The sequence below is a fragment of the Pseudomonas soli genome (assembly GCF_021283165.2).
In the GTDB taxonomy this organism is placed as follows: Bacteria; Pseudomonadota; Gammaproteobacteria; order Pseudomonadales; family Pseudomonadaceae; genus Aquipseudomonas; species Aquipseudomonas soli.
Genome location: NZ_CP128543.1, coordinates 5,391,509 through 5,410,641 on the forward strand (window position 1 = coordinate 5,391,509; position 19,133 = coordinate 5,410,641).

Below are 19,133 nucleotides of genomic sequence, written 5' to 3' on the forward strand. Positions count from 1 at the left end.
GTCTCGCACCGCGCGCTGCAGGTAAGATAGGCGGCTGTCCCGAACCCATGGCCCTGGAGGCTAGATGCACGCACTTGACCACGCCCGCTACCTTGCCCTGCGCGAGGGCGCTCATGTCCTCGAAGCCGACGGCACTGGCGACAAGGTCCTGCGCCTGCGCGACGGCACGATGCTCAAGCTGTTCCGGCGCAAGCGCCTGATCACCTCCGCGGCCTGGTATCCCTATGCCCGACGCTTCGCCGACAACTGCGAGGCCCTGGCCGCGCGCGGCATCCCCTGCCCACAGGTCAAGGCGGTGTATCGTATCGCCGAGATCGCCCGCGATGCCGTGCATTACGACCCGCTCCCAGGGCTTACGCTGCGTCAGCTACTGGACCAGCCCGGCGAGCATCCCGAGCTGCGCGACCAGCTCGGGCAGTTCATCGCGACGCTGCACGAGTCAGGCGTGTACTTCCGCTCCGCGCATCTGGGCAACGTGGTACTGACGCCCGAAGGCAAGCTGGGGTTGATCGATGTCGCCGACCTGCGCATTTACCGCAAGCCACTTCGCCGATCACAACGTCAGCGCAACTTCCGCCACATGCTGCGGTATCGGCAAGATCGGGAATGGTTGCTGGGTGACCGTGACAACGTGTTCATCGAGGCCTACCTGGCCAGCCAGCAGGTCTGTCGTCGCCAGGACCTGGCCAGCGCACTGGCCTGAACGAAGATGGCCGCCCGGAGGCGGCCATCGTCAGCGCAAACGTCGCTGCTGCAACCCACGGCCAAGCACCATGGCTGCCGGCAGCAGGACCAGCGGCCATAGCTCGTCGGGGTTACCAATCAGCTTGCTGCCGTCGAAGTTGAGCATGACCAGGGCACAGGCCAGGTACATGCCCCAAGGATCACGAAGGCGCAAGGCCTGTACCAGGGTCATCGCCACAATGACCAGGAACAGGACCAGCGAGACACCACCGGTATAGAGGCCCAGCGCAACAAAGATATTGTGAGGATGCTGGATCGGCATGAAGCCGCTCAGCAGCTTGTCGGTATGGAACTCGACACCGCAGCCAATCATCCAGCCACAGTTCTGCCACTCGCCGACCATCACGTGGAACAACTCGCCGCGATAGGAGTCACCGCGCTCGAAAAGCGAATGGAACCAGGCCATGTCCTTCACCAACCAGAGGGCGATGCCTCCGAGTACCGCGAACACCAACAGCCAGCTCCCGGCCACGCGCGGGAAGCGCCACAATGCCCAGCACGCCCAGGCGGCAAACAGGAAGGCAGCGCCGACCATAGCGGTACGCGTCTGCAGGACAAAGGTGATCGCCACCACCGACAGCGCGACGGCGGCAAACGCTTCGATCCAGCGGCGACGGTGCAACCATCCCGGCATTGCCAGTGCCAACGCACAGAGCAGCCATATACTGGTGTAGATCACGTTCTGCATGCGCGCGGGCATCAGACTCACCCGCTCACCCAAGGCATGTACGCCGGTCAGGTAAGCGAAAGCCGAATAGCCGAAGATGTACAGGCAGATGATCCAGAACAGCGCACGAGCAAACACTTCGGAGCGGAAGAAACCCTGATTCGTCAGCCCTGCCACAGCGAACACAAAGAGCGCGACATAAGCGATGTGCTTGTAGAACTGCCCATCGCCAGCAATCGCTGCGGGCACCAGGAACCAAAGCAGGAACAGCAGCCACGCCAATCCAAGCTTGTCGTTGAACAACCCCGCACCGCGCTCCTTGACCAGGAACACCAAGCCAGGCAACGCGATGAAAGCGTAGAAAATGTTGTTCGTCCATTTCGATGACGCCATCAGCACGAAGCTGGCGAGGAACACGATCAACGCGGCACTGAAATAGCGCTGACTCGTGCGGTTATCGCTGTCAATCCCTTCAAACATCCTTCAACACCCATCCAAGCAATAGTCCAATAAACAACACGCCCAGCAGACGAATGCGATCCATGCGCTTGCGTCGAGCCTTCTTGATCTTCTCTTCCGGCATTTCCACATGCTCGCCGAACCCTGTGTGCAGCACCGCGTCGTTCTCGAGGATCAGCGCGTAGCGGTCACGTTCGGCGTACAGCCGCGACAGGCTCTTCTCGCCCGAATGCGCGGCGTACGGCGCATGCGCCTGGTAGTCGGCGAGCCTGCGCAGGCCAGGGTTGAAAGAGAACCCCTGCCATTCCGCCTTGTGCGAACCCAGCTTGTGGAAGGGGATACCCTGCAGCACCTGGCGCGCTTCAAGGAACACATAGGGGCTGTGCACCTGCAAGTCATGGTTGAAGCTGCGCAGCCAGACCTGCAAGGCTTGCGGGTCGGCTTCGAGCAAGGCCTGGGACTCCTCGACGAAACCCGGGCGATAGAACGCCCAGTCATCCTCGCAATGGAACACCCAGAACGTCTTGACCTGCGAGTAGGCGGCATCCACCGAACGCAACTGCCCGAGCTTGGGGTTGTTGACGATGAAGGTGGTGTGCTCGCGCCAGTGCTCGGGAATGCAACCCCGTACCGCCTCGTCACCGGAGTCCTCGGTGATGAACACTTCGCGGATAGGCGCCGTGTTGTAGAGATCAAAACTCTCGAGCGTGCGCTTGAGCAGTTCAAAACGACCACAGCTGGTCACCACCAGTGTGATCTCGCTGTTTTCACTGAAGATCATGGCTTCCTCGATGTGTTCAGGGCTTAACGCGACCAACCAATGGCATGCAGCAAACGCTCCACCAGGCCGGGTTTGCTGGCCGGGCGTAACGGCGCGCGCATGGCCTCGGTGATCGCCTGCCCAAGCGCGTGAAAGGTATAACGCTGCTCGGCCAGCTGCTGGCCGTTGTGTGAGATGCGCTCGGCCAGGGCGAGGTCGCCACGCAGCCGGGCGAGCTTCTCGCGTAGTTGTTCAAGGTCGCGATAGAGCACGATGTTGTGCATGTCTTCGAAGCCCAGTGCCTGGTTCTCCTCCTCGCCCTGGTCATAGGCGAACAGGACACAACCACAGGCCATGGCTTCGAAGTTCTTGATCATGTACTCGCCCATGCCGACGTCGGCACTGACGAAGAAGCGAATGCGACTGAGAGTCTGGCTGTATTCCTCGCCCGACTTGGTGCGGGTGATCAACAGGTTCTCTACCGCCGCGATCGACTCGAGCATCTGCTTGCGCCCGGAGTAAGCCACGCTGCGCAGGCTGCCGACGAACGCCAGTTCGATGTCGCGCTCGCGGTTCTCGTTGCGCAACAGTGCCTGGTCGTAGCCCTTGGGCACGAATACCGCATCGAAACCTTCATCACGCAGCCGGCGGGTAACCACCGCGCCTGAAGTGATGACCCGTGCCCACGGCAACTGGCTGTAGTACTCGCTGAACTTGCCGGTGTACTTGCACGGTATGTAGTTCTGGTAGGCATCGTGCTCGAGGATCACCAGGTTCGGGAGCGTGCGGATGAAACGTGCCTGGCGGATTTCTTTCTTGAACCGCAGGAAGAACAGGATGCGGTCGTACTGATCGACTTGCACATGTTCGCGGAAATAGCTACGCAAGTCGGCCTGCTGGTCACCGGTAAGCCAGCGGATATCGCACTCGCAGTCGGCCGCGATACCTTCGTAAAGACGGTCCAGGATGGCGCGTTGCTCTTTCTGGACCAGGAACAGGACTTTCACCGTGGCTCTCTCTTGTCGATCACTGTACCGACCCACAGCAGTTCGTGGCGCCGTACGGCCTTGCGGAAGAATTCATTGTCACCGAATGCCGGCCAGCGCCGGGCGGCCAAGCAGCGCTGCAGGAAGCGACGAACCCTGCGTTTGAATGGAGCCGCAGGCTGCAGGTCGTGCATCATACCCAAAGCGATGGCCTTTTGCCTCTGCTGCTGCTCGCCAACCCCAAGCACCCAGGGGCGCATGGGCAGGCCCGCATCGAAGAACGGTGGCAAAGGCACCCCGGTACCGGCATCGCCCATCGGCCAGCGATCATTGTCGTGCAGGTGATTGGCGTACAACAGCAAGTTTTGCGGTTGCCAACTCGCCCCTTGCAACGCTTGCTGCAGGGCGTCATGGGCGCACACGTGGTCCGGGTGGGGGTCGAGTGTCGGGTGCGGCATCACGATGGTTGCCGGGCGCGCACGCTCGATGAGCTCGCGCAGATCCTGGACCAGGTTGCTCCAGGTCGGCCGGCCATCGGCATCGCTGCACAGCGCGACTTCATTGAAACGGCGGAATGGCCGGGTGTCGGCCAGGTCGGCCTCGCGCGATGCGACAGGTGTCTCGGGCTCGGCCTGCATGGCCGGCAGCTGCATGCAGAAATAACCCAACTGCACGCACTGCTGGGAAGGCACCCCGGCCCAGCGGGGCACGGCGATGCTGTCCCAACTGCGCAACTCGCCCTTGAGGCGGGCCGCCTCTACCAGGTCGAGGCCGAAGGTTTCGCGGTAATACGCGTTCTCGATCTCACCTGCGGTCAGGGTCACGATCCAGCTGCTTTTAGCCTGGGCATAAGCAGCGAACGCCGCAAGCTCGGCATCGTCGGCATGAGGTGCGATGACCATCAGCGAGCCGGCCAGGTAGTCGTCGTGACGGAACACCAGCAACTCCATCTCCGGCGCCACGCGGCAGTGCCGGCCACTCAGGCGCAGCCGCCCGGCGCCCAGCGCCTCGGCCTGCCCCCCCAGGTTCAGGTAGCGCACACCGCGAACACCACGCTCGAAGGCCTGGCAATCGGCGACGCCACCTTCGATGCGTACCGCAGGGTCGAGCAGACGCCCCAACCAACCGGCGCGCAGATTCACCCGCAGCAACAGGGTCTCGTTACCGTCCAGTTGGCAATCTTTCGGCAACGCAAGCACCCCGCCAAGGCCGTGCAGTGCATGACGCTCGCTGGCCTGCAAGTCGTACTGGTAGTCGCTGCCGGGCACGTAGAACAGGTGGTCGGAGAACCAGGCCTCATGGGCCACCCACAACAACACCGCGAGGACAGGCGGCAACCACCATGCCCACAGCGCCGTGAGCAACAGCGCGACAAGCAACACCAGCAGGATCACCCGCTTGCGCTTGCGATGGCGTTTGAGCAGTTGCTGCTTGTTGGCGCTCATGTTCAGACCTGGAAGACGTTGACGGGGTTGCACCAACGATCCTTGTACTCTCGATCGGCCCGGCCGAAGGAGAACCGCAGCGCCTTGCCGCGGGCATTGGCATCCTCCCAGGCAGCCTGGGTATTAAGGAAGCTCAGTACGCTACCAGGGCTGAAGGCCTTGGTCTGCGGGTCGACACCGCCGTTTACATATTCGACGCTGATCCACTGTGGCGCCTCGACGCGATACACCAGCTGGATCGCGATCGGCGCGCCCTCCAGGAACAGCACGGAGCCAATCAACAGTTCGCGCAGGCGCTCGACCACTTCGGCCATGCGGGCCGCGCCGGTAGCCGGGAACCCCCAGCGACGCTGGAACAAGTCACAGTACATCGCCGCGATCTCGGCTGCAGTGAAATCGCCAATCGGTCGCACCTGGCCGCCGGCCTCTTCCAGCAGGCGCAGCTCACGGCGCTGGTTATAGCGAAACTTCTTCGACAGGTCCTCGTGCGGGCGAGACATGGCCAATTGCTCGGGCTGCGCCTTGAGACCGCTGAAACGGCCCTGGTTCAACTCGGACAGGTAACGCCCGGCATGGCGCAGCGGCGCGGCGCAGTCATCGGCGGCCGGCAGGATGATCTCGGCGTTGCCCAGGTCGAACAGGCCTTTCTTGCCATGCCGCTTGAGCACGTCCTTGGACAGCGCCAAGTGGCGCCCCCATACCGGCAACGCGGCCTTGAGCTCACCATCCTGTGGAAAACCCAGATAACGCACCGGGATCTGGGCCAGGTCGGCCAGTTGCTCGATCACCAGAGGATGGGTCGCCACACTGCCGCCAAACCGCTGCCAGGTATCGCCGTAGGCGGCCGCGTCGATGACTTGCCAACCGCGTTCGCGCCAGCCTTGGATAAAGTTGAGCATCAGGCCTCCGCGACCAGCGCACGCACCTGCGGCAACTGCCAGAAGGCACCGCGCACTGCCTGGTCGCTGAAACGCTGCTGCAGGCGCTGCAGCATGTGCAAAGCACAGGCCTCGCGCTGCCCGGCGTCCAACCCGGCCATGTGTTTCAGGCCCTGGGCCAGCTGCGCGGCATCGCCCAGCGGGAACAGCACGCCCACACCCTCAACCACTTCCCGGGCGCCGCCACAGGCAGTGGCCAGGAGCGGCACGCCTGCCACCATGGCCTCCAGCAGGACCATGCCGAACGGCTCATGGTCGGAGCTCAGTGCAAATACATCGAAGGCGCGGAAGTAACGGCGGGCGTCCGGCACCTGGCCGAGAAAGTCCACCTGCCCGGCAATGCCCAGCTCAGCGGCCAATGCCCTGAGCTGCGCCTCGAGGCGGCCCTTGCCCAGGATTGCCAGCCGCGCGCCAGCCGGCAGGCCAGGCAAGGCTTCGGCGAAGCCGCGCAACAGCGTGGCCTGGTCCTTGTCCGGGTGCAGGCGACCGACATTGCCCACCACCCAGGCATGCTCATCCAGGCCCAAGGCACAACGCGCCTCGTCACGCGGCACCAAGCTGGCCTGCAATGTCTCGACATCGATGCGGTTGTACAGGGTCTGGATACGCTCGGCCGGCCAACGCCCCAAGCAGCGTCGCATGTCGTCGCGCACCGCATCCGAGACACCGAGCAGGCTCAGGCGTTTACGGAACAGGTTGGCGAACAGGCGACGCCCCTTGCGCTGGTAGTCGCCAAACGCGTGGTGCACGCCGATCACCGGCAGGCCGGTGCCCAGCAGCGCGACATAGATCGGCTTGAAGCGGTGGGCGATGCAGAACGCGAAATTGCGCTGCGCGGCGATCTTGCGCAGCGCGGCGATGGCACCCAGTTTCAGGCCACGCACGGCCTTTGAACTGAATTCCAGGAACAATACCTCGTCCGAGGCGCAGCCAGCCGCGACCTGCGCGTCAGCTGCCCCGGTGAGGAACACGGTGGTGACCTTGTAGCCGCTGCCCTGGAACAGGCTGGCGTATTGACGGGCGCAGTCGAGGAACGGCCCGTCATAGCCATGGCAGAACTGCAGGATCCGCGGTTCAGAGCGGCTGGTCATACGGCGCGGCGCCTTCCTTGACCACCAGGATGTCTTCCATGATCAGGTACTGCAGGTCCGAGCCGAAGAACATGTTCAGGGCGTCGGTCGGCGAGCAGATCATCGGTTCGCCACGGCGGTTGAGCGAGGTGTTCAGCGACACGCCGTTGCCGGTCAGGTCTTCCAGCGCCTTCATCATGTCGTAGTAGCGCGGATTGTACTCGCGCTTGAGCACCTGGGCACGCGAGGTACCGTCCTCGTGGACCACTTCCGGCACGCGGGTCTTCCACTCTTCAGCCACTTCGAAGGTGAAGGTCATGAACGGGGCCGGATGGTCGATCTTGATCATCTGCGGCGCGACGGTGTCGAGCATCGATGGGCAGAAAGGCCTCCAGCGCTCGCGGAACTTGATCTGGTGGTTGATGCGGTCGGCCACGCCCGGCACGCTCGGGCAACCGATGATCGAGCGACCACCCAGTGCGCGCGGGCCAAACTCCATGCGACCCTGGAACCAGGCAACCGGGTTGCCGTCGACCATGATCTTGGCAATCTGCTCGGGCATGTTCTCGAGCTTGCGCCATACCGGTTTGCTCGGGTGACGGGCGCAGGCGGCGATCACGTCTTCGTTGGAGTACGCAGGGCCGAGATAGACGTGCTCCATCTTCTCGACCGGCACGCCACGGGCGTGGGACACATAGGCAGCTGCACCTACCGCAGTACCGGCGTCGCCGGACGCTGGCTGGACGAACAACTCTTTCACGTCATCGCGGGCGATGATCTTCTGGTTCAGTTTGACGTTCAGCGCACAGCCGCCGGCGAAGGCCAGCTTGCCGGTCTCTTTCAGGGTATCGCCCAGGTAGTGGTCGATCATCTGCAGGGCGAGTTTCTCGAACAATGCCTGCATGCTCGCCGCGTAGTGGATATACGGCTCGTCGGCGATATCGCCTTCGCGTTTCGGACCCAACCACTCGATCAGCTTGGGCGAGAAGTAGAAGCCCTTGCCCTTCTCTTTATAGCGGCGCAGGCCAATGACGTTGGCGTACTCGGTGTTGATCACCAGCTCGCCGTTTTCGAAGCTGGCCAGGCGCGAGAAGTCATATTTGCTGGCATCGCCATACGGCGCCATGCCCATGACCTTGAACTCGCCATCGAGCATCTCGAAGCCGAGGAACTCGGTGATCGCGCCATACAGGCCACCCAGGGAATCCGGGTCGAAGAATTCCTTGATCTTGTGGATCTTGCCGTTTTCGCCATAGCCGAAGAAGGTAGTGGCGTACTCGCCCTTGCCGTCGATGCCGAGGATCGCGGTCTTCTCTTTGAAGCCCGAGCAGTGGTAGGCGCTGGAGGCGTGGGCCAGGTGGTGCTCGACCGGTTCGATCTTGATCTTCTTCGGATCGAAGCCCAACTGCTCCAGGCACCAGACGATCTTCTTGCGATAGCGCTTGTAACGGCGGTTGCCCATCAGCAGCGCGTCGAGGGCGCGGTCCGGGGCGTACCAGTAGCGCTTGGCGTAGTGCCAGCGAGCCTTGCCGAACAGGCTGATCGGGGCGAAAGGAATGGCCACCACGTCGACGTCCGACGGCTTGATGCCGGCCTGCTCCAGGCAGAACTTCGCCGACTCGTAGGGCATGCGGTTCTTCGCATGCTTGTCACGCACGAAGCGCTCTTCTTCGGCGGCGGCAATCAGCTTGCCGTCGATGTACAGGGCCGCGGAAGGGTCATGGCTAAGGGCGCCGGACAGGCCAAGAATCGTCAGTGCCAAGGGGTTAGCCTCTCAAATCGGTATGAAGTGCGCCACCGGCCATTCAGGCGGATGGCGGCTAAAGGGCGGGATTATAACGCAAAGATCGCCTGACGCGATGCATGGACGTGGCAGCGCGCTTGCCCCGCGATGGCGCTGGATTTGCTGACGCCATCGCCGGGCAAGTCAGGCCGCCGCATCGCCGCTCCCACGGTGCTTGCGACGCCTGTTTATTCGGCGATCAGCCAGTCCATGCGGAAGCTGCCGGCGGTCTGCGCCAGTTCCTTGGCCAACCACGGCAGCAGCTCCTTGAGCTCATCTTCCAGGCCCCACGGTGGGTTGGCGATGGCCAGGCCCGAGCCGTTCAGGCCCTGCGGGCTGTCCTGGTGATGCACATACAGTTCCACGCGCAGCAGCTTGGGCGCACCGGTGCTGGTGAGGTCCTGGTAGAAGCGGGTCAGCGAGCGCTGGTCCTTGATCGGGTACCAGATGGCCGCGACGGTCTGGCGCATGCGACCGATCGCCTCCTTCATCGCCACGGTGCAGCGCTTGAGCTCGTCGGCCTGCTCGAACGGCGGGTCGATCAACATGATCGCGCGTTTTTCCTGCACCGGCAGCAGGGCCCGCGGGATGTGCCAGCCCTCGCCCAGGTGCACGGTGACTCGCGGGTCCTTTTTCATGTTCTCTTTGAGCAGCACGCCGTCTTCAGGATGCTTTTCGTTGAGCTGCGCACGGTCCTGTTCACGCATCAAACGCCGGGCCAGTTCGGGGGAGCCCGGGTAGTAGCGCAGCTCGCCGTTCTTGTTCAGGCGCTTGATAACGCCCAGATAGTCAGCGGTAACGGCGGGCAGGTCATCGCGATTCCACAGGCGGGCGACGCCCTCGAGGTACTCACCGGTACGGCTTGCCTGGTCGCCCTGCAGGTCGTACAGGCCAAGCCCTGCGTGGGTATCGATATAGGCGAACGGCTGCTCCTTGCGCGACATCAGGGCGATGAGGCGAGTGAGCACGATGTGCTTGAGGACGTCGGCGTGGTTGCCGGCGTGGAAGGCGTGGCGATAGTTCATGGCAGCTCCTGCGAAGGCGACAAGTTTACCTTGCCTTGACCGCCGCAAAAAGCATCGCGGGACAAGCCCTCTCCCACGCCACTTGAAGAGGCTGCGTAGGAGCGGGCTTGTCCCGCGACAGGGACAACGCCGAATCAGCAGGTATTACTTGTCGGCGTGATACTGCGCATCAGCGGTTTCAAAACGCGAAACCATGCTGTTCGTCGGGCTGCCAAGCTTGCTCACCAGGAAGATGGCGATGCTGGCGAACAGGAAGCCCGGGATGATCTCATACAGGCCGGTATCCAGCTGTTTCCAGACGATCACGGTCAGCGCACCGACCACGATGCCCGCCAACGCGCCATTGCGGGTCATGCCTTTCCACAGCACCGAAAGCAGCACGACAGGGCCGAAGGCGGCACCGAAGCCGGCCCAGGCGTAGGCCACCAGACCCAGCACGCGGTTTTCGGGGTTCGCGGCCATGGCGATGGCGATCAACGCGACGGCCAGCACCATCATGCGACCGACCCATACCAGCTCCTTCTGCGAAGCGTTCTTGCGCAGGAAGGCCTTGTAGAAGTCTTCGGTCAGGGCGCTGGAGCACACCAGCAGTTGGCAGCTCAGGGTGCTCATCACCGCCGCCAGGATGGCCGAAAGCAGCACACCGGCGACCCATGGGTTGAACAGGATCTTGGCCAGCTCGATGAAGACGCGCTCGTGGTTTTCGGTGACCGGACCGGCCAGGTCAGGGTGCGCCGAGAAGTAGGCGATACCGAAGAAGCCCACGGCGCAGGTACCGGCCAGGCAGAGGATCATCCAGGTCATGGAGATGCGACGGGCGTTGGCAATCGACTTCACCGAGTCGGCAGCCATGAACCGCGCCAGGATGTGCGGCTGGCCGAAGTAGCCCAGGCCCCAGCCCATCAGCGAGATGATGCCGATGAAGGTGGCGCCCTTGAACATGTCGAAGTGCGCCGGGTTCACCGCGTCGATGGCAGCGAAGGTCTGGTCGAAGCCGCCGGTGGAGATCAACACGATCACCGGAGTCAGAATCAGCGCGAAGATCATCAGCGAGGCCTGCACGGTGTCGGTCCAGCTCACCGCCAGGAAGCCACCGACAAAGGTGTAGGCGATGGTGGCTGCGGCACCGGCCCACAGGGCGGTCTCATAGGACATGCCGAAGGTGCTTTCGAACAGACGGGCGCCGGCGACAATGCCGGAGGCGCAGTAGATGGTGAAGAAAACCAGGATGACGATCGCCGAGATGATCCGCAGCAGGCCGGTTTGATCTTCGAAACGGCTGGCGAAGTAGTCCGGCAGTGTCAGGGCATCGCCGTTGTGTTCGGTCTGCACACGCAGCCGGCCAGCGACGAACAACCAGTTCAGGTAGGCGCCAACGGTCAGGCCGATGGCGATCCAGGCCTCGGAAAGGCCGGCGAAGTAGATGGCGCCCGGCAGGCCCATCAGCAGCCAGCCGCTCATGTCCGATGCGCCGGCGGAAAGCGCGGTGACCACGCTGCCGAGACTACGGCCGCCGAGAATATAGTCGGAAAGGTTCTTGGTGGAGCGATAGGCGGCAAAGCCGATCAGCACCATTACCGCAATGTAGACCACGAAAGTGATCGTTAGTGGATTGCCCATGAGTTGTGCCCTGGCGTTGTTTTTATCTCTTGCGACCCGCCGTGCACGACGGCGGTTGCACCCAGGCGGCGAATCCTATGCAACAACGTGAACGAGGTGCAACCATTTTTCATTTGCCAGTTGCACCCAGCCATGCATTTTCAGATAAAACCGCATTCTTGCTCCAATTCGGAGCAAACAAAGCGTTTTCCATAACAAATTGAACCAATAAAGACCGTTTCGGTTGTATGGAAACATCCTTCAGACGAGTAGCACCTTTACCTTGAAAAAATCGGGTTGCACCCGGTTGCACCCGAATTGTCCTACAGGCTAATCTTGCCGCCAGCTTAGGCCACATCCGTGGCAATAACGAGGATAAGAAATGGCGACGACCACCCTTGGGGTCAAACTCGACGACCCGACCCGTGAGCGACTCAAAGCAGCTGCGCAGTCCATCGACCGCACGCCGCACTGGTTGATCAAGCAAGCGATCTTCAACTATCTCGAGAAGCTCGAGGGTGGCGCCACCCTGAACGACCTCAACGGCCATGCCGCCGCTGGCGACGACGCCGGCGAAGTCGCCGCCGACCACGCCCACCAGTGCTTCCTGGAATTCGCCGAAAGCATCCTGCCGCAGTCGGTCCTGCGCTCGGCGATCACCGCCGCCTACCGCCGCCCCGAGCAGGAAGTAGTGCCGATGTTGCTGGAGCAGGCTCGCCTGCCCGCGGCCCAGGCCGAAGCCACCAACAAGCTGGCCGCCAGCCTGGCCGACAAGCTGCGCAACCAGAAGAGCGCCGGTGGCCGCGCCGGTATCGTCCAGGGCCTGCTGCAGGAGTTCTCGCTGTCCTCGCAAGAAGGCGTGGCGTTGATGTGCCTGGCCGAAGCCCTGCTGCGCATCCCCGACAAAGGCACCCGTGACGCACTGATCCGCGACAAGATCAGCACCGGCAACTGGCAGCCACACCTGGGCAACAGCCCATCGTTGTTCGTCAACGCCGCCACCTGGGGCCTGCTGCTGACCGGCAAGCTGGTCAGCACCCACAACGAATCCGGCCTGACCTCCTCGCTCACCCGCATCATCGGCAAGAGCGGCGAGCCGATGATCCGCAAGGGCGTCGACATGGCCATGCGCCTGATGGGCGAACAGTTCGTCACCGGCGAGACCATCGCCGAGGCCCTGGCCAACGCCAGCAAGTTCGAATCCAAGGGCTTCCGCTACAGCTACGACATGCTCGGCGAAGCCGCGCTGACCGAGCACGACGCGCAGAAATACCTGGCCTCCTACGAGCAGGCGATCCACTCGATCGGCAAGGCCTCGCACGGCCGCGGCATCTATGAAGGCCCGGGCATCTCGATCAAGCTCTCGGCCCTGCACCCGCGCTACAGCCGCGCCCAGTACGAGCGCGTGATGAGCGAGCTGTACCCGCGCCTGCTGTCGCTGACCCTGCTGGCCAAGCAATACGACATCGGCCTGAACATCGACGCTGAGGAAGCCGACCGCCTGGAGCTGTCGCTGGACCTGCTCGAGCGTCTGTGCTTCGAGCCGTCGCTGGCCGGCTGGAACGGCATCGGCTTCGTCATCCAAGCATACCAGAAGCGCTGCCCGTACGTGATCGACTACGTCATCGACCTGGCCAAGCGCAGCCGTCACCGCCTGATGATCCGCCTGGTGAAGGGCGCTTACTGGGACAGTGAGATCAAGCGCGCCCAGGTCGAGGGGCTGGAAGGCTATCCGGTCTACACCCGCAAGGTGTATACCGACGTGTCCTACGTCGCCTGCGCCCGCAAGCTGCTGGCCGTGCCAGAAGCCATCTATCCGCAGTTCGCCACCCACAACGCCCACACCCTGTCGGCCATTTACACCATTGCCGGGCAGAACTACTACCCAGGCCAGTACGAGTTCCAATGCCTGCACGGGATGGGCGAGCCGCTGTACGAGCAAGTGGTAGGCAAAGTCTCCGAAGGTAAGCTAAACCGTCCGTGCCGCGTATACGCCCCGGTCGGCACCCACGAAACTCTGCTGGCATATCTGGTCCGCCGCCTGCTGGAGAATGGTGCCAACACTTCGTTCGTCAACCGCATCGCCGATCACTCGATCTCGATCCAGGAACTGGTAGCCGACCCGGTCGCCAGCATCGAGCGCATGGGCACCCAGGAAGGCAGCATCGGCCTGCCGCACCCGCGCATCCCGATGCCGCGCGCGCTTTATGGCAGCGAGCGGGCCAACTCGGCCGGCATCGACATGGCCAACGAACACCGCCTGGCGTCGCTGTCCTGCGCCCTGCTGGCCACCGCACACAACGACTGGAAAGCCACGCCGCTGCTGGCTTGCGCCGCCAGCGAACAGCCGGCCGCACCGGTGCTCAACCCGTCCGATCATCGCGATGTGGTCGGCCATGTGCAGGAAGCCACCGTCACCGACGTCGACAACGCCATCCAGTGCGCGCTCAACGCCGCGCCGATCTGGCAGGCCACCCCGCCGGCCGAGCGCGCCGCGATCCTCGAACGCGCCGCCGACCTGATGGAAGCCGATATCCAGCCGCTGATGGGCCTGCTGGTACGCGAAGCCGGCAAGACCTTCGCCAACGCCATCGCCGAAGTGCGCGAGGCGGTGGATTTCCTGCGCTACTACGCGGTGCAGGCACGCAACGACCTGCGCAACGACAACTGCCGCCCTTTGGGTCCGGTGGTGTGCATCAGCCCGTGGAACTTCCCGCTGGCGATCTTCTCCGGCCAGGTGGCCGCGGCCCTGGCCGCCGGCAACCCGGTATTGGCCAAGCCGGCCGAGCAGACCCCGCTGATCGCCGCCCAGGCCGTGCGCCTGATGCTGGAAGCCGGCATCCCCGAAGGCGTGCTGCAACTGCTGCCGGGCCAGGGCGAAACCGTCGGCGCCGGCCTGGTCGGTGACGAGCGCGTCAAGGGCGTGATGTTCACCGGCTCCACCGAAGTCGCCCGCCTGCTGCAACGCAACATTGCCGGGCGCCTGGACAACCAGGGCCGTCCGATCCCGCTGATCGCCGAAACCGGCGGCCAGAACGCGATGATCGTCGACTCCTCGGCGCTGACCGAGCAGGTGGTGATCGATGTGGTGTCCTCGGCCTTCGACAGCGCCGGCCAGCGTTGCTCGGCCCTGCGTGTGCTGTGCCTGCAGGAGGACTCCGCCGACCGCGTGATCGAGATGCTCAAGGGCGCCATGGCCGAAAGCCGCCTGGGCAACCCGGAGCGCCTGTCGGTGGACATCGGCCCGGTGATCGACGCCGAAGCCAAGGCCGGCATCGAGAAGCACATCCAGGGCATGCGCGACAAAGGCCGCAGCGTTTACCAGGTGGCCATCGCCGAGGGTGAAGAAATCAAGCGCGGCACCTTCGTGATGCCGACCCTGATCGAACTGGAAAGCTTCGACGAGCTCAAGCGCGAAATCTTCGGCCCGGTGCTGCACGTGGTGCGCTACAACCGCAAGGACCTGGACCAGCTGATCGAGCAGATCAACGCTTCCGGCTACGGCCTGACCCTGGGCGTGCACACCCGCATCGACGAGACCATCGCCAAGGTGGTGGACAACGTCAACGCCGGCAACATGTACGTCAACCGCAACATCGTCGGCGCCGTGGTCGGGGTGCAGCCGTTCGGCGGTGAAGGCCTGTCGGGCACCGGCCCGAAAGCCGGCGGCCCGCTGTACCTGTACCGCCTGCTGTCGACCCGCCCGGCCGACGCCATCGCCCGCCACTTCCAGGCCGACGACGCGCGCAGCAAGGCCGACACCACCCTGCGCGACCAGCAGCTCAAGACGTTGACCACCCTCAAGACCTGGGCGGCCAGCAGCCAGATGAACGACCTGGTCGCGCTGTGCGAGCAGTTCGCCGAGCAGTCGCAGAGCGGCATCACCCGCGTGCTGCCAGGCCCGACCGGCGAGCGCAACACCTACAGCGTGCTGCCACGCGAACACGTGCTGTGCCTGGCCGACAACGAGGCCGACTTGCTGGCCCAGCTGGCGGCGGTACTGGCCGTGGGTAGCTCGGCGGTGTTCCAGGACGGCGAGCCGGGCAAGACCGTGCGCGCCCGACTGCCGAAGGAGCTGCAAGCGAAGATCAAGCTGGTGGCGGACTGGAGCAAGGATGAGGTCGCCTTCGACGCGGTCATCCACCACGGTCACTCCGACCAGTTGCGCGGCGTCTGCGAGCAGGTGGCCAAGCGTGCCGGCGCGATCGTCGGCGTGCATGGACTGTCGAGCGGCGATCACCAGATCGCCCTGGAGCGCCTGGTGATCGAGCGGGCGGTGAGCGTGAACACCGCGGCAGCGGGTGGTAACGCCAGCCTGATGACCATCGGTTAAGACGGCTGACACCATCGCGGGGCAAGCCCGTTCCTACAAGGTCGTGTTTTGGACTTTGTGGGAGCGGGCTTGCCCCGCGATGCTTATGGGTGAACAGGTAGGGGCGCTGATCATGTTGGCTAATTCCAGTAAGCCCTTATTTCTAACGCCATCTTAAGATTTACGTATTGTTGCGTATTCGAAAACTTTCTTTTCCACTGATCACCTAGCAGCCTCTTGTGCAAGGGAACAGACTCCTTGAACACAAGATATTGATGGAAAACCTCCTTGGCATCGGAGCTAATAACTCCTCCATGAATCTTTACACTCCTCGTCTTCTTGTTTATCAAATAGAGATTCTGGTGATCCATCCTGTAATCGCCGGACGCAAGACTATCCAAAATTTCTAGCGCCCCCACTGCAGACCGTCTGTTGACAAGCAGTGACTGCTTGCTCAATTCAGGGGAAACCCACTGACCATAGTCTTCCGGCTTCATGCCCAAGGGGATCAGACTTTCAAAATCGGCTTGCAATGCGTCATAGTTTGGCCCCACAAATCTGTCACGATTGTCCACATGGAGCGTCATTGCATCCGTTAAGTTTGCTGCGCCGGTAAAAACCACACTGCCAGGACTCTGGCTGTTTACCTGTGGGACTGTCCTACTCCAGACAACGCGCTGTTCTGGCCATCTCCCTACGGTTGTCTGGTTAAATTGATATCCAACCCGTCCTGAGGGATCAATACGATTGATGGGGTCTCCCTCACTATAGGCATATGCATTCAACCCTCCGGCAGCAAATGGACTCAGTACATCAGGGCTGTTAAAGCGCATCAGCCTCGTGCTGTACATACGATGCCCATTTCCCAACAGATAGCGGCCAGGTTCCGAGTCCCGTAGATAACCGGCATAGCCCAGTAAGGCAGCGTGATCCCCAGAAGGCTCAAAGCCGTAGGGACCATAGACATGGCCAAAATGCCCGGAGCCCCAGGCGCTGAAGGTGATCGAACCATCGCTGCGTGTGCCGGTAAGCAGCCCGTCGCGCTGCCCGACCTGAGCCAAGGCACCTCCGGCTCCACGCACGATACGCCTGCCCGCCCCCACTTCCCCGACGACAACAGGCCTACCTTCCATATAGAAAAAATACTTCATCGCACACCTGCCAAAAGGAATCTCAAACAAGTATTGATAGTCGTGGAGCACTCTGAAACTGGTACTTTTACTAGTCTCGACAGCTGCAGGCAGGTGTTAGGGTGAAAGGTTCATGCTAGCCCGGCTCGAGAAACGGCAGCCCGCGACAGCGGCCTTGGTGGGAATCCATAGCGCCCGGCGCCCGAGGCAGCCTGGGCGATGGCCACTTCTGCCCCCATATCACCCACACCAATTAACCTGTCCCCTGCCCCACCACCCCGCCTAGACTCGCTGCAACCCGAACCAGGAATGCCGCCATGTCCGAGCAACTCCTCAGCAGCCGCAACCTCGCCTTCGAACTCTACGAAGTCCTCGACGCCGAGGCCCTGACCCAGCGCCCGCGCTTCGCCGAGCACAGCCGCGAGACCTTCGACGCGGCGCTGACCACCGCACGCACCATTGCTGAAAAGTACTTCGCCCCGCACAACCGCAAAGCCGATGAAAACGAGCCACGTTACGTGGACGGCCGCGCCGAGCTGATCCCGGAAGTGAAACCGGCCGTGGACGCCTTCCTCGAAGCGGGCTTTCTCAACGCCAACCGCGACTTCGACGTCGGCGGCATGCAGTTGCCAAGCCTGGTATCGCAGGCCTGCTTCGCCCACTTCCAGGCGGCCAACGCTGGCACCACGGCCTACCCGTTCCTGACCATGGGCGCGGCCAACCTGATCGAGAGTTTCGGCACTGAAGAGCAGAAGCGCCTGTTCCTGCAGCCGATGATCGAGGGCCGCTACTTCGGCACCATGGCCCTGACCGAGCCCCATGCCGGCTCGTCACTGGCCGATATCCGCAGCCGCGCCGAACCCGCAGGCGACGGCAGCTACCGGCTCAAGGGCAACAAGATCTTCATCTCCGGCGGCGATCACGAGTTGTCCGAGAACATCGTGCACATGGTCCTGGCCAAGCTGCCGGACGCACCAGCCGGGGTGAAGGGCATCTCGCTATTCATCGTGCCCAAGTATCTGGTCAACCCCGACGGCAGCCTGGGCCCGCGCAACGATGTGCTGCTGGCCGGGCTGTTTCACAAGATGGGCTGGCGCGGCACCACTTCTACCGCGCTCAATTTCGGCGACAACGGCCAGTGCGTCGGCTACCTGGTCGGCCAGCCGCACCAGGGCCTGGCCTGCATGTTCCAGATGATGAACGAGGCGCGCATCGGCGTCGGCATGGGCGCGGTGATGCTCGGCTACGCCGGTTACCTGTATTCACTGGAGTACGCCCGCCAACGCCCACAGGGCCGCCTGCCGGACAACAAGGACCCGCACAGCCCCGCCGTGCCGATCATCGAGCACAGCGACGTCAAGCGCATGCTGCTGGCACAGAAGGCCTACGTGGAGGGTGCCTTCGACCTGGGCCTGTACGCGGCCCGGTTGTTCGATGACACCCACACCGCGGCGGATGCAGAGGCACGCCGGCAAGCCCTGGAGCTGCTCGACCTGCTCACGCCCATCGTCAAGTCCTGGCCTTCGGCGTTCTGCCTGAAGGCCAACGAGCTGGCGATCCAGATCCTCGGCGGCCACGGCTATACCCGCGAGTACCCGGTCGAGCAGTACTACCGCGACAACCGCCTCAACCCGATCCACGAAGGTACCGAAGGCATCCAGTCCCTCGACCTGCTCGGGCGCAAGCTGGCGCAGAACAACGGCGCCGGGCTCAAGCAACTGATCCGCCTGATCGCCGGCACCTGCGAGCGCGCCAGCCATCACCCGAACCTCGACACACTGCGCCAGCCGCTGGAGCAGTTGGTCAATCGCCTTCAAGCGGTCACCCTCGCCCTGCTCGGTGACCTGGGCCAAGGCAAGGTCGCTGGGGCCCTGGCCAACTCGGCGCTGTACCTCAAGGCCTTCGGCCACTGCGTGATCGGCTGGCGCTTGCTGGAGCAGGCGATCCATGCCGAGGTCGGCCTGCTCAAGGGCAGCGACCGCGACTTCTACCTGGGCAAGCTCCAGGCCGCGCGTTATTTCCTCACCTGGGAAGTGCCGGGCTGCCATAATGACCTCGCTTTGCTCGAGGCCCGCGACGATACGTGCCTGGGCATGCAAGAGGGGTGGTTCTAGGCTTTGTACGAAAAGTCGCCGAGCGGCGATCAGGCAAGGCGAAAACAGGCGAGGAACGGTCGGAGTCGCGCTCGACTTTGCAGGTTGCAAATGAGCATTCC

General features: G+C 63.0%; 13 protein-coding genes. 3 read left to right on the top strand and 10 right to left on the bottom strand.

Going from position 1 to position 19,133, the window contains the following annotated elements:
* The first annotated feature begins 64 nt into the window (after nucleotides 1–64).
* The gene (locus LU688_RS24900; protein WP_094012368.1) at nucleotides 65–703 is read left to right on the top strand and encodes a phosphotransferase; all 639 of its coding nucleotides are present in this window, start codon (nucleotides 65–67) and stop codon (nucleotides 701–703) included.
* A gap of 30 nt (nucleotides 704–733) precedes the next feature.
* Here the strand turns inward: LU688_RS24900 and LU688_RS24905 are convergent, their stop codons facing one another.
* The 9 genes from LU688_RS24905 to putP form a co-directional block, all read right to left on the bottom strand.
* Nucleotides 734–1,891 (bottom strand): hypothetical protein, encoded by a 1,158-nt coding sequence (locus LU688_RS24905; RefSeq protein ID WP_094012367.1) that lies wholly within the window; start codon nucleotides 1,889–1,891, stop codon nucleotides 734–736.
* Nucleotides 1,884–2,651: a glycosyltransferase family 2 protein gene (locus LU688_RS24910; protein WP_094012366.1), complete on the bottom strand. Its 768-nt coding sequence runs from the start codon at nucleotides 2,649–2,651 to the stop codon at nucleotides 1,884–1,886. Before LU688_RS24910 ends, LU688_RS24905 begins: the two co-directional genes overlap by 8 nt.
* 23 nt (nucleotides 2,652–2,674) lie before the next feature.
* On the bottom strand, nucleotides 2,675–3,637 hold the full coding sequence (locus LU688_RS24915) for a glycosyltransferase family protein (protein WP_094012365.1): 963 nt from the start codon (nucleotides 3,635–3,637) through the stop codon (nucleotides 2,675–2,677).
* A complete protein-coding gene (locus LU688_RS24920) occupies nucleotides 3,634–5,061 on the bottom strand; it encodes a PIG-L deacetylase family protein (protein WP_094012364.1) in 1,428 nt (475 codons plus the stop codon). The genes LU688_RS24915 and LU688_RS24920 overlap by 4 nt, the downstream gene beginning before the upstream one ends.
* Nucleotides 5,062–5,063: 2 nt before the next feature.
* Entirely contained in the window at nucleotides 5,064–5,960 is an 897-nt protein-coding gene (locus LU688_RS24925; protein WP_094012363.1) for an antimicrobial resistance protein Mig-14, read from the bottom strand.
* On the bottom strand, nucleotides 5,960–7,090 hold the full coding sequence (locus LU688_RS24930) for a glycosyltransferase (protein WP_094012362.1): 1,131 nt from the start codon (nucleotides 7,088–7,090) through the stop codon (nucleotides 5,960–5,962). The genes LU688_RS24925 and LU688_RS24930 overlap by 1 nt, the downstream gene beginning before the upstream one ends.
* Nucleotides 7,074–8,831, bottom strand: a complete 1,758-nt coding sequence (locus LU688_RS24935; RefSeq protein WP_023630136.1) for a carbamoyltransferase family protein — start codon at nucleotides 8,829–8,831, stop codon at nucleotides 7,074–7,076. The genes LU688_RS24930 and LU688_RS24935 overlap by 17 nt, the downstream gene beginning before the upstream one ends.
* Nucleotides 8,832–9,040: 209 nt before the next feature.
* A complete protein-coding gene (locus LU688_RS24940; RefSeq protein ID WP_094012361.1) occupies nucleotides 9,041–9,877 on the bottom strand; it encodes a 23S rRNA (adenine(2030)-N(6))-methyltransferase RlmJ in 837 nt (278 codons plus the stop codon).
* A gap of 144 nt (nucleotides 9,878–10,021) precedes the next feature.
* Nucleotides 10,022–11,497 (bottom strand): sodium/proline symporter PutP, encoded by a 1,476-nt coding sequence (gene putP, locus LU688_RS24945; protein ID WP_023630134.1) that lies wholly within the window; start codon nucleotides 11,495–11,497, stop codon nucleotides 10,022–10,024.
* Between the two features lie 361 nt (nucleotides 11,498–11,858).
* Between putP and putA the strand changes: the two genes are divergently transcribed.
* Complete coding sequence (putA, locus tag LU688_RS24950; protein ID WP_094012360.1) at nucleotides 11,859–15,809, top strand: trifunctional transcriptional regulator/proline dehydrogenase/L-glutamate gamma-semialdehyde dehydrogenase; 3,951 nt, start codon at nucleotides 11,859–11,861, stop codon at nucleotides 15,807–15,809.
* Between the two features lie 119 nt (nucleotides 15,810–15,928).
* On the opposite strand, the gene LU688_RS24955 is transcribed toward putA, so the two are convergent.
* Nucleotides 15,929–16,939: an RHS repeat-associated core domain-containing protein gene (locus tag LU688_RS24955; protein ID WP_094012359.1), complete on the bottom strand. Its 1,011-nt coding sequence runs from the start codon at nucleotides 16,937–16,939 to the stop codon at nucleotides 15,929–15,931.
* 296 nt (nucleotides 16,940–17,235) lie between these two features.
* Between LU688_RS24955 and LU688_RS24960 the strand changes: the two genes are divergently transcribed.
* Nucleotides 17,236–19,032 carry an acyl-CoA dehydrogenase gene (locus LU688_RS24960; RefSeq protein ID WP_232888261.1) on the top strand — a complete coding sequence of 599 codons (1,797 nt, stop codon included), beginning with the start codon at nucleotides 17,236–17,238 and terminating at the stop codon, nucleotides 19,030–19,032.
* The last annotated feature ends 101 nt before the right edge of the window (nucleotides 19,033–19,133 follow it).

Excerpts from the sequence above, each read along its gene's own strand:
- LU688_RS24955 (WP_094012359.1), bottom strand. The coding sequence starts at position 16,939 with ATGAAGTATTTTTTCTATATGGAAGGTAGGCCTGTTGTCGTCGGGGAA.
- LU688_RS24905 (WP_094012367.1), bottom strand. The coding sequence starts at position 1,891 with ATGTTTGAAGGGATTGACAGCGATAACCGCACGAGTCAGCGCTATTTC.
- LU688_RS24900 (WP_094012368.1), top strand. The coding sequence starts at position 65 with ATGCACGCACTTGACCACGCCCGCTACCTTGCCCTGCGCGAGGGCGCT.
- LU688_RS24920 (WP_094012364.1), bottom strand. The coding sequence starts at position 5,061 with ATGAGCGCCAACAAGCAGCAACTGCTCAAACGCCATCGCAAGCGCAAG.
- LU688_RS24930 (WP_094012362.1), bottom strand. The coding sequence starts at position 7,090 with ATGACCAGCCGCTCTGAACCGCGGATCCTGCAGTTCTGCCATGGCTAT.
- LU688_RS24925 (WP_094012363.1), bottom strand. The coding sequence starts at position 5,960 with ATGCTCAACTTTATCCAAGGCTGGCGCGAACGCGGTTGGCAAGTCATC.
- LU688_RS24910 (WP_094012366.1), bottom strand. The coding sequence starts at position 2,651 with ATGATCTTCAGTGAAAACAGCGAGATCACACTGGTGGTGACCAGCTGT.
- LU688_RS24960 (WP_232888261.1), top strand. The coding sequence starts at position 17,236 with ATGTCCGAGCAACTCCTCAGCAGCCGCAACCTCGCCTTCGAACTCTAC.
- putA (WP_094012360.1), top strand. The coding sequence starts at position 11,859 with ATGGCGACGACCACCCTTGGGGTCAAACTCGACGACCCGACCCGTGAG.
- LU688_RS24940 (WP_094012361.1), bottom strand. The coding sequence starts at position 9,877 with ATGAACTATCGCCACGCCTTCCACGCCGGCAACCACGCCGACGTCCTC.
- putP (WP_023630134.1), bottom strand. The coding sequence starts at position 11,497 with ATGGGCAATCCACTAACGATCACTTTCGTGGTCTACATTGCGGTAATG.